Here is a 13,861-nt window from a genome sequence, read left to right on the forward strand (position 1 = left end):
TTATGAAATATATAGGAAAAGAATAATCTAGGTGGCCATGTTTTTACATCGCCTAACAACATGTTCACATTCGTTCCGGGCAAGGTATTCCTCTAGGGTCATCGCCCTCCACACATTCCTCAACCTAAGCCTGTAGGGACAGTCGGCGCATCAGTCACATTCGTGCCATTAGCGACTCCTTCTAAGGTTGAGAAACGTCGTGAACATGAAAAAGTTATACGAAAGAAAATGCTATGATTTGGTGTGAATAGCACTAAATAGGTAGCAGATTAAATGGGTAAATAAATTTTATGATATAAACTTATAAGTAACTAGAAGTGTAATTTAAGGAGCCATTTTAATGAAAAGAAAATATTTAGATCGATATGATTGGAATAGAGTTTTACGTAGAAGATATGTAGAAAAATTTATTGATGAAAGAAATTACAGTGGATATATTTCTTTGTTATCTATCGACGAGGTGAAAGAGCCTTTAATAATAAATGTAAATGGTGATGATCTGGTTTTAGCTGATAAAGGGATTAAATGGTTACAGTTTTTACCTGAAAACGCTAATTATGCAATGACAGTAATGCTTGATAAAAACAATAAAGCAATACAATGGTATTTTGATATAATAAAAGGAAGTGGAGTTGAAGATGGTAGAGTTTTTTTTGATGATTTATACTTAGATGTTGTGCATTTACCATCTCAAGTAACTCTACTTATAGATGAAGATGATTTAGAAGAAGCTCTAGTTAATAATATTATCTCTAAGTCTGATTATGATTTGGCATATGTAGAAGCTAAAAAAATTATGAAAGAGTTAAAAAACGGAGAAAGCTATATTGTTAATCATTGGAATATTTATATGAACTGTTTACTTGAATATAAAAAAGACAATGATTAATAAATTGTAGATGGGTCGCATTTTACTTCGTATAACAAAATTTTTCCGTTCAATCGGGCGTGGTATTCCTTTTGGGGTTGCCGAAGAAGTATTTCTTTTGGGTCAGCCCTCATACATTCCTCAACCTAAGCCCGTCGGGACGGCGTCCGCATTAGCCCTTACCAGGGCATGAGCGAACACCTCTAAGGTTGAGAAACGTCGGAAACACGGAAACGTTATAAAACATTGGCTATCCATTTCAGAGTAATTCTTACTGGTCATTGTCTCCGAGAAATAATCTATTACTGTACATCAAGGTAGCAACATAATTAAAATATATTTTGGGAGTGAAATAGATGAACACTGTAGAGTTATTGTCTAGTAATAAACTTATGTTATTAGTTTTATCTTTGATGTTTTTTACTGGTTTGGTTTTAGGAGAGATCATCTTTAGAATTAACAAAGAAAAAGCCCTTAAGTGGGGTAATAAACTTGATAGTAAACGTGATGTCTTTATTACTATAGTGCACAAGAACATGTTAAAATCCTATGGTGTCCTTAGGGTAATAATAATTATTTTTGGTATTAATCTATTTGGTGGAGCATTGATTTGGTCATCCATTGGAGGTATTTTTGTTGTATTTCCATTTATTCATTATATTCTAATAGGTTTTCTAACTAATCTGGTTTTAAAAAGATTTCCTGAACGAAAAAATTGGTTAACAGTTCCCAATATTATACTTGAGGTAGCTGCGTTTATTATAGCAGCAGTGGGTGGAATAAATATCGGGCTTAGCATTTGGGGTAATGGGAATATTTATTTAGCAGTTAGAGATTGGGGTGTTCTTTTTATAACTCTAGTTATACCTTGTCAGCTAATTGCAGCAATATTTGAAGGTTTTCTATTTCGTAAGATTCATATTATTGAAAAGCATCCTTGGCCTCGTGAAATATCGAAAGAAAGTAATATGTGAGAACTATATTAATTTACATAAATAGAGAAGTTTTAAGATGTGTTTTTGGGGTTGGATAGCCAACATCTTATAACAATATATTGCCACAAGGTTCGGGCGAGGTCAAAAATCCTCATGGGTTAGCCAAGGTGCATTCCTCATAGGTCAAGCCCTCACACATTCCTCAACCTAAGTCCGTCGGACCACTCGGCACATTAGCCACATTCGTGGCATGAGCACCTTCACTCTAGGGTTGAGAAACGTCGGCAACACGAAACGTTAGCTGAAATCGTCTACTTGAAAATTTGCAGGTGTTAAAAATAAATTAATGAAGAGGGGAATTTATTATGTATCAACATCATAAAGAAACCATGAAAAATATTTTGGAGAAATTAAAAGTACAAGACGAAGTATTAGGCATATTATTAACGGGTTCTATTGCTCATGGATTTGAGACTTCGAAATCTGATGTAGATATTATGATTATAGTATCAGAGAAAGATTATAAAAAAAGAACTGAAATGAAAGAATTAACTTATTGGGAAAATGAATGTTGTACATATGAAGAAGGATATATTGATGGTAAATATATAAGCGTTGATTTTATGGAAAATGTTGCAATGATAGGAAGTGAGCCTGCAAGGTATGCTTTTGATGGCGCAGTTATTTTATACTCTAAAATTAAAGGATTGATAGAATTACTAGAAAAGATTACACGATATCCTGTTCAGAAGAAAGAAGAAAATATTAAAAGATTTTTTGCTCAATTGCAAGGATGGAAGTGGTACAGTGAAGAAGCAATTAAACATAATAATGAATACCTTTTAAATCATTCAATTTCTAATTTGGTGTTATTTGGAGGAAGATTAATACTTGCATATAATGAGATATTATATCCGTATCACAAATGGTTTATTAAACGTGTTGAAAAAGCTGATAAAAAACCTGAAGATATTATGGAAATTATTAATAATGTTTTATCAAAAAAGGATAAACAGAGTATAGATAGATTTTATGAATGTATTATTAATTTTGCTGATTGGAATGTAAACCAAGGTAGTTGGACAAGTCAGTTTGTAAGTGATAGCGAATTAAACTGGTTAAATGGGAATACTCCTATTTGTGATATATAGTAGATAATGTATATACAGTCCGACATCAGCTAACAATGTGTTTACAACATCCGCTACCTAAGACCTAAAGGTACAGTCGGTGCATTAGCTCTTAATCAGGCATGAGCACCTCCTTCTAAAAGGTTGGCGGACGTCGCAAACACGAAACGTTATCAGACATTTCAATATGAGAATAGCTTTGCAAGAAATGGAGGGCTATGAAAATGAAGAGAATATTAGTTATTTTAGTATCGTGTTTAATGTTAATAGTGCTAAGTGGATGTAGACAAACAGAAGGTGGGTCTATAGAAGTTTTCCAATTAGAAGAAAAAGAAAAGAAGTTGTTGCAAAAGGTTGGTACTCACCCTCATGAGGTTATGAGGTTTAACTACAATAATATCCCAATAGAGTATAAGTATATTAGGGTTTGGGTTGAATATTATGAGAAAGAAGAACTCGTCACTGACAATTTGCTCGGGGTGAGATGGCAAGTAGAAGATGAAGAACAGATAATATGCAGTTTTAGAAGTAATAAAGATAATCTAATAGTAACAATTAACGGAAGTAGTAGTACCAGCTCAGAAATCAATACAGTTGATTCCATATGGACTACCATAGCAAATGAACAGAAAATTCAAGTTATCGATGACAGGGCTTTCATTTTAGGTATTAGGGTTATTAATAAGGGAGTTAGCTTTGAGCCATTTAGTGATGCTGCATTTGTAGAGAATGATTTGAGTAACGTACTAAAAAATGATTACGTTTACGTTATAAAAGGAGCATTTGAAAAGGAGTAGTGAAACGATCTGATAACAAAATATTTGCGCAAAGGTTCGGGCGTAGGTCATAAAGCCTAATGAGCAATGCCCTTACACATTCCTCAACCTAAGTCCGTCGGACCACTCGGCACATTAGCCCTTAGCAGGGCATGAGCACCTTCGCTCTAAGGTTGAGAAACGTCGCAAATCCGGAACGTTATATGAGCAGATTTCATCTGAATTCTTAACTTAATATCTAGACTAAGATAATTCAATAAAATTTCTATCTATTACTACGACAAACTATATCATTGAGATAGTATATCTTTTCACATCAGAGATCACTCGCCTGAAGCATAGAACGACTTTAATGAAAGTGGTGGCTTTTCAATCTTAATATTCATAATAATGTCCAAAGCTTACTTTCAAGTAAAGAACGCTATTAACTTTTAATTACTGCTATTTACAACATACCTACATATCAAGTATAATTTGTAATAAGTGTAACGAGACAATAGCTAATTGCTTTGACTAAAAATGCCACCAAGGCGAGAGTGTTGATCGTTCTTACAATAGGAAAACATAACGTACGGACGACAAGTTAAGAATTCAACACACGCCTGAATCGTTTGAATTTATTATTGGAGGTTGCGTAATAATTTATAACTAAACAGACGAAATTGAAAATGAAGTAGTACCATCGACCAATATAATATAAAACTGATGAACGCTATTGACTTAAGTATATTATTATGAGAAGTACTTGATCAATAGCTCTTACTTTATTAATAGTTAATAGATTTAGATTTCTTTGCTTCGCTAAACTATCTGTTTACAAGGAATTAAGTATAACCTACGCATTTGGGCTAAGATGAAATCCATCACATAACAAAATGTTTGCGCAAGGGGTTCGTGAGTATTCCTTTTGGGCCAAGCTCACCCACATCGTTTCATTAACCAAGTCAGGTCAGCATTAGGCGCTCGGAGCCTCGCAGCCATGAGCAGACCTTGTAAATTCAATGATGTCGCAAACACATGAACGTTAAGTGAAATTATCATAACATATCAGAGTATCTCTTTTGGGTCTTATTATTTGATTGAGAATTATAATATGAAGGAGTTATCAAATGTTTAGAAGTAAAGAAAAGATAATAATTATTTTAATGATAGCACTTATGGTAACAGGTTGTTCCAAAATAGATTATCAATCAGAGATAGATAACATCACTATAGAAAAAGAAAGTTTGAAAGCTGAACTCGAGAATAAAAATGCTGTTATTAATGAAATTAGCACTAAAAATACTAATTATGAACTTCAATTAAAAAATACTCAAGATAAAAATGAGGAATTAGAGGAAGAAGTTAAGCTATCAAAAGAAAAAATTAACCTTTTAGATGTACAACTTCAGACATCAAAGGTAGAGTTATTACTAGCTCAAAAAGAAAAGCAAATTTATGATGCTTCAGAAGTACGATACTCAGAAAGTGAATTAAAAGAAGGGATGAAATTTTCTGGTTTAACTGTTGAAGAAGTTGAGCTGGACGATAAGTATTCTCGTGTCTTATTTAGCGGATATTTTATTATGGAAGGTTTTTTCGTAATAAATGACTTTGGTTATACCAATTTAATTTTCATTACTGATGAGGAATCAGATTATACTCCATTTTATTTTGTGAAAGAGCAGAAGTATTATGATTCTTGTGGAGTTATTAATGATGATTTAGTTAAGGAGCTTTTAGGTGATGAACTACATAATAAGCTATTCCAAGTAGGTGTTAATGGAGGAGAATACCACTTACCAGCTATAGCTGTTTTCAAAAACTATCAGCATTTGGGATATCATGAATCAGAATTAATGAATACTGCTGAATTAGTAGAAATATTAGAGATAAAGGCTGAATAGATGAAGAATTAGTTAGGTGTGTTATGAAAACTTCACTTAACAATGTGTTATCGCAAGGCTCGGGCAGGGTCAAAAGGCCTCATGGGTTTGCCAAGAGGTATTCCTATTGGGTCAAGCCCTCACACATTCCTCAACCTAAGTGCGTCGCACCACTCGTCACATTAGCCACATGCGTGGCATGTAAGGTTGAGAAACGTCGGCAACACAGAACGTTATATGACATAAATAATATTTCTTAGCTATTCGAGCTCTTGTAAGGAGGGGGAAAGTGAATTCAAGTAGTTATTATAAGACTTATGATAAAGGCTATGAAGAATTAAGAAAAGAAGGAATAACTAGATTAATAGTAACTGTTTCTTTTTATATTTTAATCATAGTATGTGCATTAATAGTAATCTATTTAGTTGAGGAGTTAGATCTTCTATATATACTTATTTTTCTATCACTATTTAATTGCATCTATTTTATAGGTGGAATAAGAAGTTTAAGAAAAGCTAAAAAAAAGAGTTATGAAGAACATGAACTAAGAAATGCTAGAAAATTACTGATTAATTTTAAGCAGGGCCTAATTCAAAGTGATATTTTAGATGATTACATGAATGATTCTTTTGCAGAGTTTTTTTACAGAAATCCTATTATACTAGAGTATGATGATCTAATCTTATTTATAAAATATAAAATATCTTCACCAAAAAGGTTACTTGATTGGGCTCATTATATTTGGTTTAGTGATTTTTATTCATTGGATAATAAAACTGAAGAAGTTATAAAAGAACTAGAGGAAGCTTATCAAGCGAATTTACCCTTACCTGTAGATTATTTAGAGAAAACACTTGAGAAACTTGAAGTTAACAAGTAATAGTATATTATTTACATCATATAACAATAGTTTTGCACAAGGTTCGGGCAAGGGTCATAAAGCTTCTAGGGAGATGCCCTTACACATTCCTCAACCTAAGTCCGTCGGAACACTCGGCACATTAGCCCTTATCAGGGCATGAGCACCTTCGCTCTAAGGTTGAGAAACGTCGCAAATCCCGGAACGTTAGATGATATAGGCACAATTATATCGGAGTGTTTCTATGGAGAGAAAAGCTCATGAATTTTATAAGTAGATATGTTTGACAAAGTATATGAATGGAGTGGGCAATAAAATGATATGTTCAATACAGAAGAAGGGGAAAATACTATATATTCTTATAGTACTATTTTTATTCACTGCATGTAATAGATTCATAATACAGGAGACAGGCAACGATATAGATAATACTCAAGCATTAAAAATTCAAGAACTTAGTAATGAGGTAGAATTGTTGAGGGCGTCGAATCAAGAACTAGTTAGTAAAAATATTGCTTTGAGAAATGAACTAGAATCTATAAAGGAAGAAAAACTAGAATATGAACTTAAAATTTCAGAACAAGAACAAAAGGCTAAAGAAACTGAACAAGAAGCTAATGTTGATATCAAGAGAATAAGTGTAGAGGATTTGCATTTAGATGGGGAGCCTCTGTGGAACTATAAAGATTATAGTGCATTTAGAGTAGACGAGCAATTATATATACCAACTCAGCTTCTTAGCGATTACTACAATCTAAGCAATGATAATGGATATAATCATGTTGATAATATTGTTATTAAGGGGAGACCTATAGAGAAAAAGGTATTTAAGGTTGGAAAAGTTATTCGCTTTGATACCTTAGGTGAGATACTTGGAGAAAAAGAGTTTGATGAAGCCCAGAAGGTAGAAGAAACCACAGTATTTGATTTAGATGGTATAATATTTGAAGTTGATGAAAGGTTTATCGTTTATACTATCACCTCTCATAATTATATGACAGAGAATGGTATAACAATAGGAGCTTCAAAAGAAGAAGTTAGACAAGTTTATGGTGATATTGGAGATATGAATGAGGATGAATGGTTTACTTGCAAAACGAGTGCTGATGTTCGTCGTATATATTTCACATTCGTAGATAATAAAGTTTCAGCAATCACTCAGAGAATACGATAGGATAAATTCCATGCATGAAATATATAATCAAGCTGATTAATATTCTGTTTCTATTGTGTATATAGAGAAGAATTGTAATTGTCCCTACATCATCTAACAAAATGTTTCCACAAGGCTCGTGCAAGGTCGAAAAACCTCAAGGGTTAGCCTAGAGGTATTCCTTATTGGTCACGCCCTCACACATTCCTCAACCTAAGCGCGTCGCGACACTCGGCACATTAGCCCTTTGCAGGGCATGAGCACCTTCGCTCTAAGGTTGAGGAACGTCGTTAACACGGAACGTTAGGAGACATAAACATTCTCATATCGGGGAATAAATATAGGGTCAAAATGATAAGGAGCGTTGTTATGAATAGAGAGCAGTTATGTGACATAATTAATAAATCAAAGATAATAGAAAATTGGCATTGGTTTGGTTATAATTTTGGGTTTGGAATTACTAAGCGATATACAAGGTTTAGTAATGCACTGGTAGATGCTTTGCTAATTATTGATAGTAAGATAGATGGATACGCAATACAGATGGTTAAGAGGATAGAAAGTTACAATAATAGAGAGAAAGACATAGGCCATTATGAACAATTGATTCAAATATGTGGAGAGATATATGTATTGAAACAAGCTGTAATATATTTCTCTGGTATTGAGGATATTAGCTTTGAAAATGAACCAACATCAATGACAAGTAATAAGAATCCAGAGTTTATTATCAATTTAAAAGGTTATAAGTATGGTATTGAAGTAAAAGTACCCTCATTAGTAAACCACATAAACAAAAGGAAGGAAAATTCGTTTCAATTGATTGGAAGAATGCCAGGAATGCTTGAGACTGCTAAAAAAATTAGCGGTACTGACCAAGTAACTTTACCAAGGGATAACCCCGTTAAAAGTTTTTTGCAGTCAGCGGATAGTAAGTTTGAAGGATTCAAGAAGGAGCATGCCAATTTCATTAGTATACTATTTATATTATGGGATGATTATATAAATGAACCAATAGGAGCTCTATTGACAGAACCATCAGGTCTTTTATTAGAAGGGTCATTTGCTAGAAAAGATGATAAACGTATAGAATTTAAATATGTTGATTATATATTTTTGGATAGACCAATGACAAACTTTGTGGAGGATGCAGCTGGACGAAACTTAGTTGATGGTAAAATGAACTGTTTTGATTATGGGACAGTGGATAAGTTTCCACATAAAATAATAATTAAAAATCCTGATGCTGAGTCAGTAGTTATTCATGATGAAATTATAGATTGTTTTCAGGTTAAGGAGAATTCTCCATATCTTGGGGCAGAATACAATCCTAGTGATATGGTAATGTGGCTTTAAAAGTGAGAAGTTTACTTCTCCTAACAAAGGATTTACGCAAGGTTCGGGCTAGGGTCATAAACCTCACGGGACATGCCCTCACACATTCCTCAACCTAAGTCCGTCGGAACACTCAGCACATTAGCCCTTGCCAGGGCATGAGCACCTTCGCTCTAAGGTTGAGAAACGTCGCAAATCCGGAACGTTATACAACATTAACATAATCATTTCAGAGTATAGTTAATAGGTCCTCAAATACATTCTATAGATTGGAATAATTAAAAGTATATAGTAAGGGGAGAGGCTGAGAATGATCACTTTAGATAAAAAGAAGGTTTTACTTTTGGTTCCACCAATTTTATCTGTGTCAATGATATGCATATTTCGGTTAGCAACAGAGAGATATGGGAGAACCATTGGATTTATGTTGGGATTTTGTGTTTATTGGTTTGCATTTTGTTTACCGACTTGCTTGTATATCATTGGAAGCACCGAAGAATTAAAAAGAATTTATCAGGGACATGTAAATAACTTTGATATAAAGAGATTGATATATCACATTGCGGCATTTATACCTTGTATAGCAACATTTTGTATTATATTTTATGGTCTATTCCTGAAGGTTGAATTTCATGTTTTAGGCATTGCACTTCTTTTTGCATTGGTTAATGGTACTATAGAGGAGTTGTTCTGGCGTGGAAACTATCTAAAAATATTTGGTAATAATTTTACTCTGGCATACATATATCCTTCAATGTTTTTTGGTGCTTGGCATATTGGCTTATTTTTTGCAAAGGGAATAATATATCATGGAGGATTACCAGCATTAGTTGGTGGAGCCTTATTTATGGGGCTATTATGGGGGATAGTTTCATATAGAACGAGGTCTATTGGTACAGTGACATTAGCACATATAGTAACCAACTTTTTTGCATTCACAGGTCTAATCTATGATAATTGGTATAGTTAATGAGATGTAAGCATTCTGATAAACTTTGTAGCTGATTATATTAATATCGTATAACAATACATTTGCACACAGTTCGGGCGAAGGTCATAAACCCTAATGGGAAAATGCCCTCACACATTCCTCAACCTAAGTCCGTCTGAACACTCGATGCATTAGCCCTTTGCAGGGCATGAGCACTTTCGCTCTAAGGTTGAGAAACGTCGCAAATCCGGAACGTTATACGAAACCCCTTTCAAGTTCTAGTGATAGAAAGTGAGGATTGCTATGAGTGATTATTCAAAGGGCATAAAACAACAGAAAGAAAAAATAGATATGATTGAAGGGAAAATCCTTAGAGATGTTTTAGTTCATATAGTTGAACCAGAATATAATATTGCTTATTTAGTTTTTGACCATTATGTTTATGAGATATGTGGATTAATGGGTTCTGAAATTCTAGGGATTTGTGAAATATCTTATATTGATTATAAGGGAAAATCAAATGGTAGAAATATAAAAAAATTTAAGCCCTATGAAATTTTTCTTGACAAAGAAATAGTACAAGTGAGAATAATTGGAGAGGAATGGAATGGTCATGGATTTGAATTTAGTTTTAAAGAAGTATATGACAAAACCATGATAATTCAATCAATATATTCAGGAAACAAGCCAGATGAATTTGAAGATTGTATACGGTTAGGCATTGGACAATATTATTACTCTTGTAATTAATAAATGGGGGATACAAATGAAGCAAAAAATTGTAGAAGTAATAAATGAATGGGATCTGATCAACTTATTTCCACATGCACCAGATAATGAATAACATTCTGAAATAGATAAAATTTATAATATTGCTATGAAGACTTCAAGCTGTAACGAACTAGCACAAGGAATTCAAAATGTGTTTATAAAGAGTTTTAGTGATTCAGTTTTTCGTCGTAAATATGAGGAGTGTTATAAAATAGCTGAAAAGATTTTGATTAAGAAGTAATAGAAGGTCTTAGAGTGTTGGGGTGTGGGGCATCGTATAACAAGATGTTTGCGTAAAGGGTTACTAGGGAAAGTTTTTGGGGATTATACACCCACACCTTCTCACTGGGTGCGTGCACCGCCAAGACGGTATTTCTATGGGGTCCAGTTCGAAGACGTCGCAAACATGAAACGTTAAGTGAAATAAAACTACTTTGTAATGATATGAGGTGATAAATTGGGTGAATTAAAGAAAAAGCTTGAAAAAGTAATAGATGAAGAATCGTTTCTAGATTTTCTTCGATGCTTATCAATTGAGTATAGTAACAAATACCAAGAATGGTGTAGTAACAGCATTGATGTCTTTTTGGAATGTTCAGCAGAATGGGGACAAGCGTCTATTAATGGACTTAAATACTATGAGAAACCAAATAATGTTTGGAGAAGGTGTGCTGAGATTATTTTCATGGAGAAACTGTATGAGTGATATTGATATTTGAGGGGATGAATGATTTGTTGGATGAGATAAAAACAAAATATAGAGAAGATACATTCAAGATGCTAAAAGAGATTGAATTTACTTATTATAATCAATCTGAAATGAAGACTATTAATGACTTTATAGTTGCATACTCATCTAGTAATTTCACATCAATAAGGTTTGATTGGAATAATAAGCATTCTAAAGATTTTATAGATGCAAATGCGGAGTATCGGAGTAAAGTTTCTATATATTACATATTACACTGTGATGATAACACAAACCCATTATTGTTGAAGGATTTATTTTGTGAGCAATCAAAACATGATGAAGAGGCTTGGGGCGCAAGTGGATTTTTATTTATGCTAGGTGAAAAATTATTATCAGCCACGGGGAGTCAATATATCTACGAATTTTTGGAAAGCGCAATGAGGTCTTTTGACACATATGGATGTTGTAGTAGTATTAGATTAGACGATAAATTAGTTAATGAGTTAGGATTAGGTATTGAAGAATTAATAGAGATATCATCAGGGAATAGAGTAGCTATTAAATTACTAAATGATGGTTTAGAATACATAAATAATTTCTTATCCTAAATGTGTATTTATTTGTTGTGGTCAAGGTGTATCAAAATCGGGCGTAGTTTTACGTCACTTAACAATGTGTTTACATTCATTCGCGCATGGGTCTAAGAGCAAAAGCCTCAAGGGTTTGCCAGGGAGTAATCCTTATAGGTCGGCGCTCATACATTCCCCGCTTAACCAAGTCGGCAGCACTCCACCCTAAGATAGGAGTTATCTAAGGTTGGAGCACTACCTGTAACAGCGTGAAACGTCGTAAACACGAAAACGTTATGTGACAGAAAAACCTAATTATATATAAGACATTAATATTACAAATTTTATGAGTAGGTGATGAATATGAAAAATCATATTAAGAACTCTTTATTAGCAGGTCTTTTTTTTGGAGTATTTATGGCTATAAAACCATTGCTACAGGGAGATCTTTATTACAGTATAGTGGTAGTACTAATTACTGGTACAATGTTCGGTGGTTCAATGTTTTTAATAACACTATTCTTAACACGAAAGTTTAAGGAGAAGGAAAAAAGCATATGTGACGTACAGAAAATTTTAATAAGTGGCGGGGCAAATCATTTTATTGGAAAGGAGTCGGTCGGAGGTTGGCTGATTCTTACAGAGGATAGGTTAATATTTGAATCTCATAAGGCAAATATACAATGTCATACACTAACTGTCCCAATAAAAGATATTATTGAGATTAAACCAAAACGAACTCTGAAACTAATTCCAAATGGATTTACTATTGCAACAAGAGATACTGATATTCATCAATTTGTTGTCAATAATCGAGATACGTGGATACGATTTCTTGAAGAACAAGCTAAAAGCGTTTAAGACACAGTGGGAAGATGGAGAAAAGATACATTTTTCACTAGATCCGGTTTTTACATCACATAACAATAGATTTACGCAAGGTTCGGGCAAAGGTCATAATGCCTATAGGGAGATGCCCTCACACATTCCTCAACCTAAGTCCGTCGGAGCACTAGGTACATTAGCCCCTTACAAGGGCATGAGCACCTTCGCTCTAAGGTTGAGAAACGTCGCAAATCCAGAACGTTATAAGAACAGATTTCATCTGAATTCTTAACTTGATATATAGACTAAATAATGCAATAAAAATTATACATATGTTTCGACCAAATATTTCTTTAAGATAGTATCTCTATGTATATCAGAGATCACTCGCTTGAAGCATAGAACGACTTAAATTAGTAGATGGTGGCATTTAATCTTAATATTCAATAATGACTAATGTATTCTTTCAAGTAAAGAACGCTATTGACTTTTAATTGCTACTATTTACAACATACCTACATATCAAGTATAATTTGTAATAAGTGTAACGAGTCACTAGCTAATTGCTATAACAAAAAGTGCCACTAAGTTGAGGGTGTTGATCGTTCTTACAATAGGAAAATGAAACATACGGACGGCAAGTTAAGAATTCAACGCACGCCTAAATTATTTGAAATTATCTATTGTGGTTATGTAATCATTCATAACTAAACAGACGAAATTGAAAACGAAGAATTTCTATCGACTAATGTATTAAAAATAGATGAACGCTATTGACTTAAGTATATGATAATCAGAAGTACTTGATCAATAGCTTTACTTTATTAATAGTTAATAGATTTCAATTTCTTTGCTTCGCTAAACTATCTGTTTACTAGGAGCTAAGTATAACTTACGCATTTCGGCTAAGATGAAATCAGTCACATAACAAAGTGTTTGCGCAAGGGGTTCGTGAGTATTCCTTTTGGGACAAGCTCACCCACATCTTTTCATTAACAAATCAGGACTACATTAGGCGCTCTGAGCCTCGTAGCCATGAGCAGACCTTGTAAATTCAATGATGTCGCAAACACATGAACGTTATCAGACATTACCCCATCATTTCAGAGCTAGTTTTGTGGGTCTAATTAATATAGGCAGTCTATAGAAAGGA

The 13,861-nt window shown here is 33.6% G+C and carries 14 protein-coding genes; all 14 read left to right on the plus strand.

Annotation, left to right across the window (positions count from 1 at the left end):
- Positions 1-340: 340 nt before the first annotated feature.
- The 14 genes from C1Y58_RS25730 (at position 341) to C1Y58_RS25790 (ending at position 12,744) form a co-directional block, all read left to right on the plus strand.
- On the plus strand, positions 341-889 hold the full coding sequence (locus C1Y58_RS25730) for a ribonuclease FAU-1 family protein (protein WP_105620022.1): 549 nt from the start codon (positions 341-343) through the stop codon (positions 887-889).
- A 335-nt stretch (positions 890-1,224) separates the two neighbouring features.
- Complete coding sequence (locus C1Y58_RS25735; protein ID WP_105620023.1) at positions 1,225-1,842, plus strand: hypothetical protein; 618 nt, start codon at positions 1,225-1,227, stop codon at positions 1,840-1,842.
- Positions 1,843-2,168: 326 nt separating this feature from the next.
- A complete protein-coding gene (locus C1Y58_RS25740) occupies positions 2,169-2,954 on the plus strand; it encodes a nucleotidyltransferase domain-containing protein (RefSeq protein ID WP_105620024.1) in 786 nt (261 codons plus the stop codon).
- A gap of 203 nt (positions 2,955-3,157) precedes the next feature.
- Positions 3,158-3,730, plus strand: coding sequence for a hypothetical protein (locus C1Y58_RS25745; RefSeq protein WP_105620025.1), 573 nt, complete (start codon positions 3,158-3,160; stop codon positions 3,728-3,730).
- A gap of 1,088 nt (positions 3,731-4,818) precedes the next feature.
- A complete protein-coding gene (locus C1Y58_RS25750; RefSeq protein ID WP_105620026.1) occupies positions 4,819-5,595 on the plus strand; it encodes a hypothetical protein in 777 nt (258 codons plus the stop codon).
- Between the two features lie 268 nt (positions 5,596-5,863).
- Positions 5,864-6,454, plus strand: coding sequence for a hypothetical protein (locus tag C1Y58_RS25755; protein WP_105620027.1), 591 nt, complete (start codon positions 5,864-5,866; stop codon positions 6,452-6,454).
- Between the two features lie 295 nt (positions 6,455-6,749).
- Complete coding sequence (locus C1Y58_RS25760; RefSeq protein ID WP_105620028.1) at positions 6,750-7,607, plus strand: hypothetical protein; 858 nt, start codon at positions 6,750-6,752, stop codon at positions 7,605-7,607.
- A gap of 348 nt (positions 7,608-7,955) precedes the next feature.
- Positions 7,956-8,942, plus strand: coding sequence for a hypothetical protein (locus C1Y58_RS25765; protein ID WP_105620029.1), 987 nt, complete (start codon positions 7,956-7,958; stop codon positions 8,940-8,942).
- A gap of 289 nt (positions 8,943-9,231) precedes the next feature.
- A complete protein-coding gene (locus C1Y58_RS25770) occupies positions 9,232-9,891 on the plus strand; it encodes a CPBP family intramembrane glutamic endopeptidase (protein ID WP_105620030.1) in 660 nt (219 codons plus the stop codon).
- Positions 9,892-10,155: 264 nt separating this feature from the next.
- The gene (locus tag C1Y58_RS25775; protein WP_105620031.1) at positions 10,156-10,602 is read left to right on the plus strand and encodes a hypothetical protein; all 447 of its coding nucleotides are present in this window, start codon (positions 10,156-10,158) and stop codon (positions 10,600-10,602) included.
- Positions 10,603-10,714: 112 nt separating this feature from the next.
- Positions 10,715-10,864 (plus strand): hypothetical protein, encoded by a 150-nt coding sequence (locus tag C1Y58_RS27315; protein ID WP_408646614.1) that lies wholly within the window; start codon positions 10,715-10,717, stop codon positions 10,862-10,864.
- A gap of 216 nt (positions 10,865-11,080) precedes the next feature.
- On the plus strand, positions 11,081-11,329 hold the full coding sequence (locus C1Y58_RS25780) for a hypothetical protein (RefSeq protein WP_105620032.1): 249 nt from the start codon (positions 11,081-11,083) through the stop codon (positions 11,327-11,329).
- Complete coding sequence (locus C1Y58_RS25785) at positions 11,326-11,922, plus strand: hypothetical protein (protein ID WP_105620033.1); 597 nt, start codon at positions 11,326-11,328, stop codon at positions 11,920-11,922. The genes C1Y58_RS25780 and C1Y58_RS25785 overlap by 4 nt, the downstream gene beginning before the upstream one ends.
- Before the next feature lie 378 nt (positions 11,923-12,300).
- A complete protein-coding gene (locus tag C1Y58_RS25790) occupies positions 12,301-12,744 on the plus strand; it encodes a GRAM domain-containing protein (RefSeq protein ID WP_157950295.1) in 444 nt (147 codons plus the stop codon).
- Positions 12,745-13,861: the final 1,117 nt, after the last annotated feature.

This window comes from Vallitalea okinawensis (genome assembly GCF_002964605.1).
Lineage (GTDB): Bacteria > Bacillota > Clostridia > Lachnospirales > PQDH01 > Vallitalea_A > Vallitalea_A okinawensis.

Coding starts and splice junctions, on each gene's coding strand:
- C1Y58_RS25730 (WP_105620022.1), top strand. CDS start 341: ATGAAAAGAAAATATTTAGATCGATATGATTGGAATAGAGTTTTACGT.
- C1Y58_RS25770 (WP_105620030.1), top strand. CDS start 9,232: ATGATCACTTTAGATAAAAAGAAGGTTTTACTTTTGGTTCCACCAATT.
- C1Y58_RS25760 (WP_105620028.1), top strand. CDS start 6,750: ATGATATGTTCAATACAGAAGAAGGGGAAAATACTATATATTCTTATA.
- C1Y58_RS25735 (WP_105620023.1), top strand. CDS start 1,225: ATGAACACTGTAGAGTTATTGTCTAGTAATAAACTTATGTTATTAGTT.
- C1Y58_RS25765 (WP_105620029.1), top strand. CDS start 7,956: ATGAATAGAGAGCAGTTATGTGACATAATTAATAAATCAAAGATAATA.
- C1Y58_RS25775 (WP_105620031.1), top strand. CDS start 10,156: ATGAGTGATTATTCAAAGGGCATAAAACAACAGAAAGAAAAAATAGAT.
- C1Y58_RS25790 (WP_157950295.1), top strand. CDS start 12,301: ATGGCTATAAAACCATTGCTACAGGGAGATCTTTATTACAGTATAGTG.
- C1Y58_RS25745 (WP_105620025.1), top strand. CDS start 3,158: ATGAAGAGAATATTAGTTATTTTAGTATCGTGTTTAATGTTAATAGTG.
- C1Y58_RS25750 (WP_105620026.1), top strand. CDS start 4,819: ATGTTTAGAAGTAAAGAAAAGATAATAATTATTTTAATGATAGCACTT.
- C1Y58_RS25740 (WP_105620024.1), top strand. CDS start 2,169: ATGTATCAACATCATAAAGAAACCATGAAAAATATTTTGGAGAAATTA.